The sequence below is a fragment of the Paraburkholderia caballeronis genome (assembly GCF_900104845.1).
In the GTDB taxonomy this organism is placed as follows: Bacteria; Pseudomonadota; Gammaproteobacteria; order Burkholderiales; family Burkholderiaceae; genus Paraburkholderia; species Paraburkholderia caballeronis.
In genome coordinates, this window is record NZ_FNSR01000001.1 from 480,074 (window position 1) to 495,393 (window position 15,320).

Consider the following 15,320-nt stretch of genomic DNA (forward strand, 5'->3'; position numbering starts at 1 on the left):
ATGAGCGCCTTGTCCGGCACGCAGCGCGGTTCCGCGCCCGCTTCCGCCCCTGCCTCCGCTTCCGGTCTGCGTCCCGGCGACGCCGGCCGCGCCGGCGCGCCGGCGCGCGTGGTGCTGGTGACCGGCGGCGCGCGCCGGATCGGCCGCGCGCTCGCGCTCGGGTTCGCTGCGGGCGGCTGGGACGTCGCGGTCCACTACGGCGCATCGCGCGACGAAGCCGCCGACGTGGTCGCGCGGATCGAATCGCTTGGCCGCCGCGCGGTCGCGCTGCATGCGGACCTCGCGGTCGAGGCGCAGGTCGCGGAACTGGTGCCGGCGTGCACGGCCGCGCTCGGGCGGCCGTCGTGCGTGGTGAACAACGCATCGCGCTTCGACGAGGACACCGCGCGCGACGTCGGTTACGACCGGCTGCTGCATCTGACCGCCGTGAACGTCGGCGCGCCGCTGGTGCTCGCGCGCACGCTGCACGCGGCGACGCCGGACGCGGCGGTGGACGACGAGGCGCTGCGCGGCGTCGTCATCAACGTGCTGGACCAGAAGCTGTACAACATGAACCCGGACTACCTGTCGTACACGCTGACGAAAGCCGCGTTGCAGAACGCGACCGTCGCGCTCGCGCAGGCGCTCGCGCCGAAGGTGCGGGTGGTCGGGCTCGCGCCGGGGCTGACGTTGCAGTCCGCGGACCAGACCGAGGACGGCTTCGCGGCCGCGCATCGCGTGACGCCGCTCGGCCGCGCGTCGCGCCCCGAGGACCTGGTGGACGCGGCGCTGTATCTGGCCGGCGCGGCCGGCGTGACCGGCACGACGCTCGTCGTCGACGGCGGCCAGCATCTGGTGCCGCTGCCGCGCGACGTGATGTTTTTGACCGGCGCCTGAGTCGCGCGCGGCTCTACGTTGACCGCCGCGCGCGGTTCGGCGTTGACCGCCGCGCCGCCGCTTCGAACGCCGCGTGCGATGTCCACAGCAGCGCGCGCAAACATGGAACACCGACGGGCGCGCCGCGCCCGCCATCGTGCGGCTGACGCACGCTTTTGAACGACTGGAACGAACATGCTCGCCGCCTTATCGCATCCCCGGCTCGCCGACTGCCGCCGGCTCTTTCTGCGCAACTACGAAGTGCACATCAACATCGGCGTGCACGACTTCGAGAAGCGCGGCGAGCAGCGCGTCGTCATCAACGTCGACCTGTACGTGCCGCTCGCGGAATCGACGCCGCAGGAAGACAAGCTGCGCGAAGTCGTCGATTACGACTTCATGCGCGCGACCGTCGCCGAGCGCGTCGGCCGCGGCCACATCCATCTGCAGGAGACGCTTTGCGACGACCTCGCGGGCGCGCTGCTCGCGCATCCGCAGGTGCGCGCGGTGCGCGTGTCGACCGAGAAGCCCGACGTCTATCCGGACTGCGACGCGGTGGGCGTCGAAGTCTTTTGCATCAAGGAGGACTGAGCGATGAACGCCCCCGAAACGCTGCCGCTCGACGGCGCTCCCGCGACCGCCGAACCCGTGGCGGCTCCCGCCGGCGCCGCGTCGGATGCATCCGATGCATCCGATGCATCCGACGCCGCCGGCGGCCGCCGCACGCTCACGCGCCGCGAGCAGAAGGAGGCCTACGAGAACAACAAGCTGTACAAGCGCCTCGTGCGCCAGGTCGGCCAGGCGATCGGCGACTACAACATGATCGAGCACGGCGACAAGGTGATGGTCTGCCTGTCCGGCGGCAAGGACAGCTATGCGATGCTCGACATCCTGCTGCGATTGCGCGAACGCGCGCCGATCGACTTCGACATCGTCGCGGTGAACCTCGACCAGAAGCAGCCGGGTTTCCCCGAACACGTGCTGCCCGAGTACCTGACCCGGCTCGGCGTGCCGTTCCACATCGAGAACCAGGACACGTACAGCATCGTGAAGCGCCTCGTGCCCGAGGGCAAGACGACGTGCTCGCTGTGCTCGCGGCTGCGGCGCGGGATCCTGTACCGCGTCGCCGGCGAACTCGGCGCGACGAAGATCGCGCTCGGCCACCATCGCGACGACATCCTGCAGACGCTGCTGCTGAACCTGTTCTACGGCGGCAAGCTGAAGGGGATGCCGCCGAAGCTGCAATCCGACGACGGCCGCAACGTCGTGATCCGTCCGCTCGCGTACGTGAAGGAGACCGATCTGGAGAAGTACGCGGAACTGCGCGAATTCCCGATCATCCCGTGCAACCTGTGCGGCAGCCAGCCGAACCTGAAGCGCGCGGAAATGAAGGCGCTGATCCGCGACTGGGACAAGCGTTTCCCGGGGCGCGTCGACAACATGTTCAACGCGCTCGGCAATGTCGTGCCTTCGCACCTGATGGATGCAAACCTGTTCGGCTTCGCGGGGCTGCGCGCGAGCGGCGTCGCGGACCCGCAGGGCGACATCGCGTTCGACGACGAGCCGTGCGCGACCGACGCGGCGCTGGCGGCCGGCGCGAAGCCGATTTCGATCGTCCCGCTCGACGATCTCGACTGACGCGGCTTGACGCGCACGCCGCGATTTCCGCGTAACGATGCGCGTCGTCTGGCGACGGTTTCGAAACCTGCGGCCGCGTGCGTACCGGGGCCGCTCGCGGCGGCCCGGTACCCAGCCGCCAAAGCCCCATCCGGCGCGGTCTTGCGGCCATTGCGGCCGCCGCGCGAAGCGGGTCGCGACAGGCCCGCGTGCTAGAATTCACCGCTTCTTTCCTGTCTTTTCACCGATGCCATGAACATCGTGATTCTGGCCGCGGGCGCCGGCAAGCGGATGCATTCCGCGCTGCCCAAGGTGCTGCATCCTCTGGCTGGCCGGCCGCTTCTCTCCCACGTTCTCGATACCGCCCGCACGCTGAAGCCGACCCGGCTCGTCGTCGTGATCGGCCACGGCGGCGATCAGGTTCGCGAGGCCGTCGCCGCGCCGGACGTGCAGTTCGCGCTCCAGCAGCAGCAGCTCGGCACCGGCCACGCGTTGCAGCAGGCGTTGCCGCTCATCGACCCGTCGGTGCCGACGCTCGTGCTGTACGGCGACGTGCCGCTCACGCGCGCGTCCACGCTGCAACGGTTGGCCGATGCGGCCGGCCCCGGCGGCTACGGCGTGCTGACCGTCACGCTCGCGGACCCGACCGGCTACGGCCGCATCGTGCGCGACGCGGCGGGCAACGTCACGCGGATCGTCGAGCAGAAGGACGCGACCGAGGAACAGCGGCGCATCGCGGAGATCAACACCGGCATCGTCGTCGTGCCGAGCGGGCCGCTCGCCGGCTGGCTCGCCGCGCTGAAGAACGAGAACGCGCAGGGCGAGTTCTATCTGACCGACGTCGTCGAGCACGCGATCGGGGCCGGCGTGCGGGTCGTCACCGCGCAGCCGGACGACGAATGGGAAACGCTCGGCGTGAACAGCAAGCAGCAGCTCGCGCAGCTCGAACGCATCCATCAGCGCAACGTCGCGGACGCGCTGCTCGTCGCGGGCGTCACGCTCGCGGACCCGGCGCGCATCGACGTGCGCGGCGCGCTGGCGTGCGGGCGCGACGTGTCGATCGACGTGAACTGCGTGTTCGAGGGCGACGTGACGCTCGCGGACGGCGTGCGCGTCGGCCCGAACTGCGTGATCCGCAACGCCGCGATCGGCGCGGGCACCCGCATCGACGCGTACACCCACATCGAGGACGCGACGGTCGGCGCGCACGCGGTGCTCGGGCCGTACGCGCGGCTGCGGCCGGGCGCGAAACTCGCGGACGAAGTGCACGTCGGCAACTTCGTCGAGGTGAAGAATTCGGTCATCGGGCACGGCTCGAAGGCGAACCACCTGACCTATGTCGGCGACTCGGACGTCGGCGCGCGCGTGAACCTCGGCGCGGGCACGATCACCTGCAACTACGACGGCGCGAACAAGCACCGCACGGTGATCGAGGACGACGTGTTCGTCGGCTCGGACACGCAACTGGTCGCGCCGGTGCACGTCGGCCGCGGCGTGACGATCGCGGCCGGGACGACGGTCTGGAAGGACGTCTCCGCCGACGCGCTGGTGCTCAACGACAAGACGCAGATCGCGAAGCCCGGCTACGTGCGGCCGGTCAAGCAGAAGAAATGAACGGCCGCCGGCCGCGCGCGTTTTGCGCCGTCGCGGCCGGCCGACCCCGCTCCCCCTCATTGCAAAGGATCACCACTCATGTGCGGCATCGTCGGCGCGGTTGCGCAGCGTAACATCGTCCCGGTTCTGGTCGAAGGACTGCGACGCCTCGAATACCGCGGCTACGACTCGTGCGGCGTCGCGGTGCTGGGCGCGGAAGGGCCGCGCCGCGTGCGCGGCACCGAACGCGTCGCGGACCTCGACGCGCAGACGCAGGAAATGCACTTCGAGGGCGTGACCGGCATCTCGCACACGCGCTGGGCGACGCACGGCGCGCCGACCATCGACAACGCGCACCCGATCTTCTCGAACAATGCGCTCGCGATCGTGCACAACGGGATCATCGAGAACTACGAGTCGCTGCGCGACGCGCTGCGCGCGAAGGGCTACCAGTTCGCGTCGCAGACCGACACCGAGGTGATCGCGCACCTGATCCACAGCCTGTACCGCGGCGACCTGTTCGCGGCCGTGCAGGGCGCGGTGCGCGAACTGCACGGCGCGTATGCGATCGCGGTGATCCACAAGGACCAGCCGCATACGGTCGTCGGCGCGCGCGCCGGTTCGCCGCTCGTGGTCGGCTACGGCAAAGGCGAGAACTTCCTCGCGTCGGACGCGCTCGCGGTCGCCGGCAACACCGACCGCTTCGCGTATCTGGAAGAGGGCGACGTGTGCGAGATCACGCTCGACGGCGTGCGGATCGCGGATCGCGACGGCCATGCGGCGCAGCGCGCAGTGCACGCGGTGCAGGCGTATGGCGGCGCGGTCGAACTCGGCCCGTATCGCCACTACATGCAGAAGGAAATCTTCGAGCAGCCGCGCGCGATCGGCGACACGATCCCGGCCGCCGATCCGTTCGGCGCCGACCTGTTCGGCGCGAACGCGCGGGAAGTGTTCGACGGCATCGACAGCCTGCTGATCCTCGCGTGCGGCACCAGCTATTACGCGGGGCTCACCGCGAAGTACTGGATCGAGTCGATCGCGAAGATCCGCACCGACGTCGAGATCGCGAGCGAATACCGTTACCGCGACTCGGTGCCGAACCCGCGCTCGCTGGTCGTCACGATCTCGCAATCCGGCGAGACCGCCGACACGATCGCCGCGCTCAAGCATGCGCAGTCGCTCGGCATGAAGCACACGCTCGCGGTGTGCAACGTCGCGACGAGCGCGATGGTGCAACTGACCGAACTGAAATTTCTGACGCATGCGGGCCGCGAGATCGGCGTCGCGTCGACGAAGGCGTTCACGACGCAACTGGTCGCGCTGTTCATCCTCGCGGTGACGCTCGGCAAGCTGCGCGGCCACGTGAGCGACGCGCAGGAGGCGGAGTACCAGAAGCTGCTGCGCCACCTGCCGGCCGCGCTGAACGGCGTGCTCGCGCTGGAGCCGCAGATCATCGCGTGGGCGGACGAGTTCGCGCGCAAGGAGAACGCACTGTTCCTCGGCCGCGGGCTGCACTACCCGATCGCGCTCGAAGGCGCGCTGAAGCTGAAGGAGATTTCGTATATCCACGCGGAGGCGTATCCGGCGGGCGAACTGAAGCACGGGCCGCTCGCGCTGGTGACCGAGGCGATGCCGGTCGTGACCGTCGCGCCGAACGACGCGCTGCTCGAAAAGCTGAAGTCGAACATGCAGGAGGTGCGCGCGCGCGGCGGCAAGCTGTACGTGTTCGCGGATGCGGACTCGCACATCGTCAGCGACGACGGCATCCAGGTGATCCGGATGCCGGAGCACTACGGGCTGCTGTCGCCGATCCTTCACGTGGTGCCGCTGCAACTGCTGGCGTATCACACGGCGTGCAAGCGCGGGACCGACGTGGACAAGCCGCGCAATCTCGCGAAGTCGGTGACAGTCGAGTGAGGTAGGGCGTCACGCGGTGGTATGTGGCAGGTTCTAATAGTTTTACTTAAAGCTCGCTGCAAAAGTTTTCCTTAAGTCCCTCGGACCGCCCGCAAACCCTGGCAGGACGGGGCTTAAGGGAAACTAATAGAACTAAAGCGCAGCACCCCGGAAATGCCTCAAACGCGGGGAAACCTCCACCTCCGTTGGCTCCCGGGGCTTCGACCCCGGCCCGCTCCCCCGTTTCCGCTTCTCTCCGACCAGCATCACCTTCCCAATCAGGTTCCCGTGGCGCCTTCAACGCTTAAGCGCACTCTCAACCCAGCGCCGCGACGGCCTTCCGAAGGTCGGTTCCTTGGTGCTCATGGCTGCATGGCTGGACGTGGCGCGGCGTGAGGAAGCGTACCGTGTGAGGTGCGTGTTTCGGTGCTTTCGCAAAGGGCCTACCCCAATATCTCCGGATATTCTATGGGCGGCTGCGCAAACTAATAGTCATTTTCGGGTCTAGGCGTCAACCGTTGGCGTGGTTGATTCCGAAGTGCCGTTCGCGATGACAGTTCGGACACAAAGCCATCGCGTTCTCGACGCTGTCTTCGCCCCCGTCTGCCAAACGTCTGCGATGGTGCACCTCAAGGTACGGGCTCCCGTCTGAGCGCTGAAACGGTGCCGACTGCCCACATCCTTCGCACGTCCCATCAGCTCGCAGCAGGACCTCCGCAATGACGTCCGGATTGCGCCTGAATGCGCGGGTCAGCACGACGACTTGCCCGGGTTGCCTGTTTGCACTGGCGAGACGCTCTCTACGTTCATCCGTAGAAGACTTCAGGGACTTCTGGACGGCGGCGTCCAGATTCTCAACGACCGTCTCGTGGACGGCCATCCCCTTCAGCACCCCAACGAACTCATCGTGCACCTGGTGCAGTGGAGCTTCCGGACCCTTCGCTTTGCTCTGGATATAGACGATATGGGACAAGAACGTGTCCAGCGCGACCGAGAGCGGGCCGGCGCCGTCTTGCGCAATATCCTCGAGGTAGAGCTTCCAAGCGTTGGCCGCGATAGTCGTCGCGAAGCAATTCGCGCCGCGGCGCATTGCAACGTAACTTCCGATGTAGCCCTTCGCAGCCCGAGGCGACATTTCAGGATAGGAATCGCGCAATGCTCGTTCGGCCTGCGGCAATTGCAGGCCTCCAGCGACAACCGCCCGCGCCAATTCGAGCGCAAGTTGAAATGCAGATGATGGAACAAGGTATCGAGGCATGTCCTGATTCTCGAAAGACAGCGATGCGTTGTGCATTGCGATGCACGAATCCAGCGGAGGCGCGCGTTGGCGCCGCCGGCATAGGAGAGAGAGATTCAGCACGGTGACAAGGACATGTGCGAATGACCGAAGGGCATTCTGTTCAAACGTACGGCCACACCGCGCTGAAATTATGACGGCACGAACCGTCGTGTGGGTCGGTTCGTTGGCCATGAGCGACTTTTTCATCGCGGGACTGGCGTAGAGGCGTAGCTTTGTTCGAGCGACCGGTGCAGGGTCGAAGCGCGGGGGAAAAGTCTCGCGGTCGAGGCAACCCGGAAGGAAGCTGGCACTGATTTCTGCGACCTGGCAATGAAAACGGCGCCGGGCTTACAATGGCGACCGACTTATACGGCAGGTACCCCGCTGACCACAATCCAGACCAAATGGCTGCTTTGCAATCCGTCGCTCCACTCGCGAAATCACGCGCACCGCGCCGAACCTTGAGTTCGGCAGAGCGGTTGCGGCTGCTCGCGCGGATGTTCACGCGGCCGGTATTTGCAGATATTGCGCGGTCTGGAAACTGGGAGGTAGCGCTCGGGTTCCTGGCGGAGCATGGACTGTTGACGGCCGCCAAGGGCCAGCCGTTGGCATCATTATTTGAGTCTGCGTGGCTCGAGATTCGACGCGCGTACCGCAACGAGTTCGTCTACAAGACGGAAATCGCCGGCCGGATAGTCTTTGGAAGGCACAGTCCGAACACTGCGTCGCTGCATGTGGAGCTTCCCGTCGGGCGCTCAATCGTCGACGTTGCGGTCTTCAACGGCACGTCGACGGCCTACGAAATCAAAACTGAATTCGACACACCGCGGCGCCTCACTACACAGACATCGGACTACCTGGCTGCGTTTGACCGCGTTTGTTTGGTGACTCATCCCCGCTGCGCGGAAAGCTACGCTGAAATCGTTGACCCGCGCGTTGGTGTCCTTGTCCTGACCGACCGGGGCTCCCTGCGACAGATTCGCGAGCCTTTGACCAACCGCAATAACGTATCACCCCAAACCATATTCAGCTGCCTTCAGAAAGCCGAATATATCGATGCTGTTTCGCTGAAAACCGGCGCGCCGGTAGTGAAACCATCCGGGATTATTCAAGCCTATTGCGGTGAGATTTTCAGGGAGTTTACGCCCCTGGAGGCGCATGCTATCTTCGTCCACGCATTAAGAAAAAGGAAAACCGACGGGGAAACCGTGCGCTTTGTGACCGCGCTGCCGGAGAGCTTGCGCGTACTTGGCTACGCCACTCCGTTGTCAGGGCGCCAGAGAGAAACCGCACTCTCTGCATTGAAAGAGAACGTCGGCTTCCAGCTCGCCTGAGGCTCTCTCTCCGCCTGCATGGCGGAATGCGAGAGGGCCAAACTTTGTACTTTCCTTATCTCTACGCTCGGCAGTCGGAGATGTTGGCATTACGTTCGTTGCGTGGTAACTACCCGCTTCGAGACACCATTATTCCAATACTCGAGCCGGTCAATCGCGCGCATGCGCCCCTGCAGCGACTGCTGAATGATTTCGGGGAGGCTGATGACAATCTGATTGTCGTTACGAACCCCTACCAGCACGAGTTCCATGGCCGCGGCCTCGACGGCTGGATTGAACCTATCAAAGCTGCTATCGACACGCACGATTCGCTTATTCCTGGCCTGCAGTGCTCGCAAGCGACGACCACGGACCAAATCAGAGATTTCCTCGCGCAATATCGCGACCGCGACGTTGCACTGCTGTACATGAATGCCCGGCTGTCGGACGCTCAGGTACAACGGCTGGCCGAAAGGGCGAACATTCGATTCCATATCAACCTGCACGAGCGGATGAGCGCGGCGCATCGAGCGATGCTTCCTCGTGAAAAGGTTGTGGACGTACGCGACGACTTCCAACGCAAAGCGCGCAACGCCGACTACGTCGGCATCGAATTCTTCACCGACCGAAACCTGAACTATCAGCAAGGAGCAGTCGGATTCGGCGATTACACAATCCTCGGGGCAACGTTTGAAGCGGGTGGCGGGCCTGCCGCCGCAGTGGCGATACACGGCACGTTCAAGGAGCGAGGTGGAGACGTGTGGGTTGAACACTTCGTTTCCGACGACGTTGAACTCAACGTTGGCACAGTCGGCGAAAAATTCCTCCAGGCCGCGGGGAAACTTGTCGCGCGCGCTCGGCAGTTTCCGCGAAAGTTCGGCAACGACCAAGCGTTGCAGGATTACGCTGACGACGTCGCGGCACAGCACTACCCGGGGTTGGGGAAGAGCAAAGAACGGCAGATTTATCACCATGTCGCTCTGATGCATCAATTGCTCACGGGCCGGCTCTAAGCGACGCGAGCCCCCATGCCATTGATGGTCGCGCTGCGGAACCTGAGCAGCGCGGCCGCTGTGGTCATGCCGCGCCCGCGCGTGGTATCCCGACTTACGCGCGCATGTTGAAGCGCTCGTGCTCGTCGCGCAGCGGCAAGGGGCGACATCCGTCACCCACCGTAACTCAATCAGCCTCACGCTGGGTCTGCATCGGTCCTTCACCACCGCGGTCAATGTCTAGTGTCGGCCGCAACGCGCGTGACATATCGGAACGGAAGACTCTCGCGCAGGTGCGGAATCGTAAGACGGGCTGCGTTAGAAGAAGCGGTCCGAGAAAATATATCTACGCGAAGAGAAAGAACGTGTACCTACATCGAATCAGCGGTGAAAACTTCCGTGTGTTTGGCTCCAAGGAGAGCGGCACGGATTTGCAACTCGAGTTCGCTTCGGGTCTCAATGTTCTCGTCGGGGAGAACGATGCAGGCAAAACGTCGGTCATCGATGCAATTCGGCATGTGCTGCTGACCACGAGCTATGAATTCCTGAGAATTCAAGAGCACGACTTCCATATCGAAGGGGACACTCGCGCGAAAACACTTTGGCTCGAAGCCGAGTTCCGCGACTTGTCGAAGGAGCAACGGGCGACGGTCGTTGAATGGCTGACCTACCCGAGTTCAGGCGACCCCTATCTTGTAGTCCACGTAACCGCAAAATTCGGCAAACCGATTGGCCGTAACCGCGGGAACGTCGTCACCGTCGTGATGTCCGGGCATGACGGCTCGGGTATCGAAATTGGCAGCGCAGTTCGGGACCTCATTCGCGCTACCTATCTGAGACCGCTGCGTGACGCGGAAGCCGAATTGCGCGCGGGTCGCCAGTCACGACTTTCGCAAATCTTGCAGGCTCACAAGAACATTGTTGGCCAGGAGCATGACGATTTCGACCGTGACGACGCGTCGAAGCAACCGACGACGCTCGTCGGATTCATGCAGCAGGCTCAGCATCGAATCTCGTCAAGCGAAGTTATCAAGGCTGTACAGCAAGAGGTTAACGAAAAGCACCTTGCTCGGGTCTCGTTTTCTGGCGACCAGCTGTCGTCGCGCATTGGCATCTCATCGAGGATGTCACTGGTCCAAATCCTGGAGAAGCTGGAACTTGCTCTGTTGCCACCAATCGGAGTCTCGGAGTTCGAGCAATGTGCGCGCGGTCTTGGCTACAACAATGTCCTCTTCATGTCGGCGGAGCTTGTTCTCCTTAGCGAAGGCGAGGAGCTGGCTCTTCTGCTGATTGAAGAGCCCGAAGCGCACATCCATCCCCAGCTACAAGGCCGCGTCCTTGAGTTATTCCGTGAGCACGCGGAGCGCAAGGAGCAGCCCGTCCAGGTGCTGATAAGTACCCACAGCCCCACGCTCGCATCAGCGGCGCCTGTCGAAAGCACGATTCTGATGGTTAAAGGTAAGCCTTACCCCTTGAGGAAAGGTTTCACCAAACTCGAAGACGGGGACTACGCGTTCCTTCAGCGCTTCCTCGACAGCACGAAGGCGAACCTTTTCTTTGCTCGGTCCGTCGTCATCGTCGAAGGCCCAGCCGAAGCCATTCTGCTGCCGACGCTAGCCGCTCAGTGCGGACTGTCGTTCTCGGAACATGGCGTATCCATCGTCAATGTCGGCACGGTCGGCCTGTTCAGATACGCGCGCATCCTTCAGCGTAAGAACGATGACATCCTTCCTATCCCGGTCGCGTGCATTACTGACCGCGACATCGTACCGACGCATATCGACTATGTTGAACGACCGGCGAAAGGAAAGCGCTTCTTTGACCAGTACACGGCCCCCGAGATTGTTGACCACGTGAAACGGAAAGAGAAACGTGCCGAGGGCGGTTCCACCCAGGTTTTCGTCTCAGACGCCTGGACGTTGGAATACGACATGGCCGCGTCGGGGTGCGCAAAGCTACTTCACGATGCGGTCGCGTTGGCGAAGAAGGCCGGCGACGATGGCTTTCTGACTCAAACCGAAATTGACGCTGAGCTCACGTCGGCTAAGGTGGTCTGGGACGGCTACGTCAAAGACGGAAAGGCCGCGCACGAAATCGCTGCGAACGTCTACAAGCCGCTTCAGATTAAACAAGCGTCGAAAGCCATCGCCGCTCAATTCTGCGCTCATCTGCTCAAGACTGGAAATTACGGCTCGGGTCCGAGCCTTTTGGCGGCGCTTCCGACTTATCTCCAAAATGCTCTTCGCTACGTGACTACAGACAGCGTGAAGACCCCCGCCACACCCACGGCACTCGGCGCCGCGTCCGCCGCGAGTGCGAGCGTTGTAGCTTCGCCGGGAGCGACGTCGTGAGCATCCCCGCGATTACGCAGGCAGACGTCGACGAACTGAAGGTTGAGTACCCCTCGCTGGACTTTACGCATCCAGAGCGTCAAGCCGTTCTGTTGGCGGGTGGCAGCGTAGACGTCCAAGCTGCGCCAGGAAGTGGGAAGACGACACTCTTGGCTGCGAAGTTATCCATTCTGGCGAAGAAATGGCAGCACGCGAACCGAGGTATTTGTGTCGTCTCGCATACGAACGTGGCTCGCGAGGAAATCGAAGCTAGGCTCCGTGAAAGCCGCTACGGGGCGCTCCTTTTCTCGCACCCGCACTTTATCGGGACAATCCAGACGTTCATTCACAAATTCGTGTCGTTACCGCTACTTCGCAGCTGCGGCGTCGAGGTGCGGGTGATTGACGACAATGAGTGTCGAAGGATTTCCGAGCTACGAATCCATGCAGACTACAAGCTGAGGGCTTTGGCCAAAAATTCGCCGTTCAAGTTCGCTCCGGCGTTACGGTCGCTGCGCTACATCGGTCCAGAGCTGGAGCTATCGTGCGCGGATGGAACTCTACCGGGCAGGACTGCGGCCACCTATCCCCTTATTGAAGACCTCAAACAGTCACTGACCAAGGACGGAATTTTTCGTTACGACGACATGTTCGCCTTTGCTCAGCACGCTTTGGCGAACTATCCCGCGCTCTCCGAGGCCTTGGGGTATAGATTTCCGCTCGTATTTGTTGACGAAATGCAGGACACGAGCGACGCGCAAGATGAGCTTCTCAAAAGCGCGATGGGTGCGCAGAGCATCTTCCAGCGCTTTGGGGACGTGAACCAGCGCATATTGCGGATTGGTGACAAGACGGCCGCAACTTTCCCCCTGCCTGATTCGCTGCCGGTATCGACGAGTAAGCGCTTCGGTGCCAGCATCGCGAGCGTTGCGAACAGCTTGCGCGAGTTTGGCCAGGACATCGTCGGGGACAATCTCGAGAGCAATCTCCCCGTCACGCTTTTCACGTTCAGTAACGAAAGCGTGAAGTCCGTCATTCCAGCCTTTGCAGAGAGAGCCGCCCAACTAGTGCCGCCGGCCGAAATCGAGCGGTACGGTATGAAGGCCGTGGGACAACGGAAGGACGAGACGACGACGGAGGGCTGTGGACGATTCCTCGGGGACTACGCTGCTATCGATGCTCCCGCGGCCGGAAAAGCCTCATACTTAGTGAACTTGCATAGGTCCCTGGAGATAGCGGCGGCCGCGCGTGCGGAGGCTCGCAATCTCGCGGAGGCGGCGTCGCGCACGCGAGTTGCCCTTCTTCACCTTTTGCGCGACCTCGACTGGTTACCAGCGAAGGAAGCAAAGACTTGGCGCCAGTTGGAAGCCTACGCTGAAGAGACTGCTTTTCGCGCGTCCAACGCGATGGTCGAGAGCCTGCTGCATATGCCTACGCCGTCCGCCGTTGAGAGCGACTGGGATGTCGTTCTGACCGGCTTGGCAGTGCGGTTGTCGTCGATTACTGGACAAGTCATTAGGCTTGAAGACCTGCGCGAGCGAGAAATCAGTCGTTTCAGTGAGTCGCAGCCAGCCCCCCTAAGCCTCACTCAACCGGAAACTGGCGCCCACGGTCTGTCTGTGGAAACTATCGCAGCGGCGAAAGGCGAGACCCATGCGGCAACATTGGTCCTCGAATGCATCTATCAACGTAAGTACGACGTCCAGGCATCACTCCCGTTTCTCTGCGGAGAAAAGTCGAGCCTTACCGAAAAGGACGACAACACGAAAAGCCGCCTCAACAATCTTTTCGTGGCGGCGACTCGCCCGCGACACTTCTTGGCGTTCGCTGTCCATGAATCAAGGTTGGCCGACGCGCATCGGAGTCGTCTGGAAGCATTGGGATGGGTCGTGATAGATGTGACGTAATTCGTAAACTGCTTGTTGAATCGTATCGCCGGCGCGGCAACGTCTACGAACTCGGCGTGCTGGGCCGGTGGCTACGATTCAATAATTCTGACTTCGGGGAGCAGAGCTCTATCCGTGCGAGTCGACCCAAGCACGCGCCCATGAGAGTCCGGCATCCTGCGCTTCTTCCTGGGTGTCAAAAACGCCAAGGACTCGCGAGGCTTCGATGAATTTCCGCTCTCGGGTAATTGTTCCGCTCGCGGCGTATCGCCCGGGTGCGAGAACCTCTTCCTGCTGCTCGATGGCGTGACCCCATAGCACGTAACCTTTATAGGTTGCCTGCTGCATCGTCTTCGTGTTCCTATGAGGGTGCTTCGACTTGTCAGGCGCCGAACATGGTCGAAATGAATCGTTTCGCTTCTTCGCGGCTCACGTGCTCGAACGGCGCTGCATGGTGAGCGTACAGAAATTGTGTGCCTTCACGGTCAGTCAGCTTCACCGAGAGCCGGAACAGCGAGCCCGCTGGATACTGTCGCCGCATGGCACGACTGCACTCGACTTTGAGCTTTGGGTCTACCCCCTGCCCAGGAAGCGGTCTCACGCGCAGGCCTGCCGACGAAGGTTCGCCAGAGGGCACATACGTCTCAACGATGATTTCCATTCGATGACCCCACTCAGGTAGGCGTCTGTCGGCGCGGCCGTCGCACAACCCGCAATTGAGGGACGAGCGCACTCGCTGTCTGTTTGCCTGTCGGCATCTCGACGCGTCGGCGTAGCTACCCTGGTTGCGCTCAGGCAAAAAGGTCGCGCACGCGTTCGAAGGGGAGCCCCGATTCTGCGGCGCGTCGAACCTTCCGTTCGAGCACATGGTTCAAGGGAAGCTGTCTGTCCGGTGCGTCAAAGAGGTCGAGGCCATCCATGCAGATGACGCGCTTGCCTCGACCGAAAGCAGCCAGGCCGTCAGCAGTGAACCCACTGTTGCTCACAACCCCGTCCGGAACCTTGCCGAACATTGTCCGTCGAAATAGCTGCATCGTTGTCTGATGCGGAGCAGCCGGTCGCACATAGTCGGGCTGGTGTCGGCTTCAATCTCGCCAAGGGTTCATTTGTTCGACACTGACCGTAGCATCCGACTTCAGGATTGCAGCTAGCTCACGAATAGACCCCGATTCCGCGCGCACCACAACACAACCGTCCGGCATGGGCAACCAGGTCAGTCTAGTGCCAGGCTTCGCCCGAAGAGCTTTTCTGACTGCAGCCGGTACGGTGGTAATGCCTCTTGCATTAACTCTCGACTCCACCGCAATCCTCCCAAGAATCCGGGCCCATCATCAGGCAAGACATGATGGCATCGACGTTGCTGCGTTGTGGTTGCGCTTAACCGTGGCAGATTACAAGCGGTTTTGGGGCAACTTGCGCAAACATGTCCCCCGATGTATTGTGAAACACAATACATAAAAATGCGCTATGAGACCAGAGAAAACAGTCGGCTTGACATTCCGTGTCACGCCGCAGACAAAACGCATGCTTGAAGCTGCGGCGATTCACGAACATAGAAG

Annotated in this window: 13 protein-coding genes; 9 read left to right on the top strand and 4 right to left on the bottom strand. The window is 62.5% G+C overall.

What is annotated here, in order from left to right:
• The 5 genes from BLV92_RS02075 to glmS all read left to right on the top strand — a co-directional run bounded on the left by BLV92_RS02075 (window position 1) and on the right by glmS (window position 5,982).
• Window positions 1–876 (top strand): SDR family oxidoreductase, encoded by an 876-nt coding sequence (locus tag BLV92_RS02075; RefSeq protein WP_090541824.1) that lies wholly within the window; start codon window positions 1–3, stop codon window positions 874–876.
• Between the two features lie 174 nt (window positions 877–1,050).
• Window positions 1,051–1,446 carry a dihydroneopterin aldolase gene (locus tag BLV92_RS02080; RefSeq protein WP_090541826.1) on the top strand — a complete coding sequence of 132 codons (396 nt, stop codon included), beginning with the start codon at window positions 1,051–1,053 and terminating at the stop codon, window positions 1,444–1,446.
• Between the two features lie 3 nt (window positions 1,447–1,449).
• The gene (gene ttcA / locus BLV92_RS02085) at window positions 1,450–2,493 is read left to right on the top strand and encodes a tRNA 2-thiocytidine(32) synthetase TtcA (RefSeq protein ID WP_090541828.1); all 1,044 of its coding nucleotides are present in this window, start codon (window positions 1,450–1,452) and stop codon (window positions 2,491–2,493) included.
• A gap of 231 nt (window positions 2,494–2,724) precedes the next feature.
• Window positions 2,725–4,086, top strand: coding sequence for a bifunctional UDP-N-acetylglucosamine diphosphorylase/glucosamine-1-phosphate N-acetyltransferase GlmU (glmU, locus tag BLV92_RS02090; RefSeq protein ID WP_090541830.1), 1,362 nt, complete (start codon window positions 2,725–2,727; stop codon window positions 4,084–4,086).
• Between the two features lie 78 nt (window positions 4,087–4,164).
• Window positions 4,165–5,982, top strand: a complete 1,818-nt coding sequence (glmS, locus tag BLV92_RS02095; RefSeq protein WP_090541832.1) for a glutamine--fructose-6-phosphate transaminase (isomerizing) — start codon at window positions 4,165–4,167, stop codon at window positions 5,980–5,982.
• Between the two features lie 490 nt (window positions 5,983–6,472).
• On the opposite strand, the gene BLV92_RS32460 is transcribed toward glmS, so the two are convergent.
• Window positions 6,473–7,447 (bottom strand): HNH endonuclease, encoded by a 975-nt coding sequence (locus BLV92_RS32460; protein ID WP_244283731.1) that lies wholly within the window; start codon window positions 7,445–7,447, stop codon window positions 6,473–6,475.
• A 197-nt stretch (window positions 7,448–7,644) separates the two neighbouring features.
• On the opposite strand from BLV92_RS32460, the gene BLV92_RS02105 reads away from it, so the two are divergent.
• The 4 genes from BLV92_RS02105 (at window position 7,645) to BLV92_RS02120 (ending at window position 13,782) form a co-directional block, all read left to right on the top strand.
• A complete protein-coding gene (locus BLV92_RS02105; RefSeq protein ID WP_090546763.1) occupies window positions 7,645–8,574 on the top strand; it encodes a sce7726 family protein in 930 nt (309 codons plus the stop codon).
• A 26-nt stretch (window positions 8,575–8,600) separates the two neighbouring features.
• The gene (locus BLV92_RS02110; RefSeq protein ID WP_090541837.1) at window positions 8,601–9,566 is read left to right on the top strand and encodes a sce7725 family protein; all 966 of its coding nucleotides are present in this window, start codon (window positions 8,601–8,603) and stop codon (window positions 9,564–9,566) included.
• A 344-nt stretch (window positions 9,567–9,910) separates the two neighbouring features.
• The gene (locus tag BLV92_RS02115) at window positions 9,911–11,896 is read left to right on the top strand and encodes an ATP-dependent nuclease (RefSeq protein WP_090541839.1); all 1,986 of its coding nucleotides are present in this window, start codon (window positions 9,911–9,913) and stop codon (window positions 11,894–11,896) included.
• Entirely contained in the window at window positions 11,893–13,782 is a 1,890-nt protein-coding gene (locus BLV92_RS02120; RefSeq protein WP_167626995.1) for a UvrD-helicase domain-containing protein, read from the top strand. Before BLV92_RS02115 ends, BLV92_RS02120 begins: the two co-directional genes overlap by 4 nt.
• Before the next feature lie 108 nt (window positions 13,783–13,890).
• On the opposite strand, the gene BLV92_RS32465 is transcribed toward BLV92_RS02120, so the two are convergent.
• From BLV92_RS32465 to BLV92_RS02130, 3 genes are all read right to left on the bottom strand, one after another.
• A complete protein-coding gene (locus BLV92_RS32465; RefSeq protein WP_090541843.1) occupies window positions 13,891–14,109 on the bottom strand; it encodes a hypothetical protein in 219 nt (72 codons plus the stop codon).
• 34 nt (window positions 14,110–14,143) lie between these two features.
• Window positions 14,144–14,422 carry a hypothetical protein gene (locus tag BLV92_RS31355; protein WP_134169760.1) on the bottom strand — a complete coding sequence of 93 codons (279 nt, stop codon included), beginning with the start codon at window positions 14,420–14,422 and terminating at the stop codon, window positions 14,144–14,146.
• A gap of 130 nt (window positions 14,423–14,552) precedes the next feature.
• Window positions 14,553–14,774: a hypothetical protein gene (locus BLV92_RS02130; protein ID WP_243844022.1), complete on the bottom strand. Its 222-nt coding sequence runs from the start codon at window positions 14,772–14,774 to the stop codon at window positions 14,553–14,555.
• Window positions 14,775–15,320 lie beyond the last annotated feature (546 nt).

Bases quoted from the DNA above. Each gene is read 5' to 3' on its own strand.
- BLV92_RS02075 (WP_090541824.1), top strand. From the start codon at position 1: ATGAGCGCCTTGTCCGGCACGCAGCGCGGTTCCGCGCCCGCTTCCGCC.
- BLV92_RS02080 (WP_090541826.1), top strand. From the start codon at position 1,051: ATGCTCGCCGCCTTATCGCATCCCCGGCTCGCCGACTGCCGCCGGCTC.
- ttcA (WP_090541828.1), top strand. From the start codon at position 1,450: ATGAACGCCCCCGAAACGCTGCCGCTCGACGGCGCTCCCGCGACCGCC.
- glmU (WP_090541830.1), top strand. From the start codon at position 2,725: ATGAACATCGTGATTCTGGCCGCGGGCGCCGGCAAGCGGATGCATTCC.
- glmS (WP_090541832.1), top strand. From the start codon at position 4,165: ATGTGCGGCATCGTCGGCGCGGTTGCGCAGCGTAACATCGTCCCGGTT.
- BLV92_RS32460 (WP_244283731.1), bottom strand. From the start codon at position 7,447: ATGAAAAAGTCGCTCATGGCCAACGAACCGACCCACACGACGGTTCGT.
- BLV92_RS02105 (WP_090546763.1), top strand. From the start codon at position 7,645: ATGGCTGCTTTGCAATCCGTCGCTCCACTCGCGAAATCACGCGCACCG.
- BLV92_RS02110 (WP_090541837.1), top strand. From the start codon at position 8,601: ATGCGAGAGGGCCAAACTTTGTACTTTCCTTATCTCTACGCTCGGCAG.
- BLV92_RS32465 (WP_090541843.1), bottom strand. From the start codon at position 14,109: ATGCAGCAGGCAACCTATAAAGGTTACGTGCTATGGGGTCACGCCATC.
- BLV92_RS31355 (WP_134169760.1), bottom strand. From the start codon at position 14,422: ATGGAAATCATCGTTGAGACGTATGTGCCCTCTGGCGAACCTTCGTCG.
- BLV92_RS02130 (WP_243844022.1), bottom strand. From the start codon at position 14,774: ATGTTCGGCAAGGTTCCGGACGGGGTTGTGAGCAACAGTGGGTTCACT.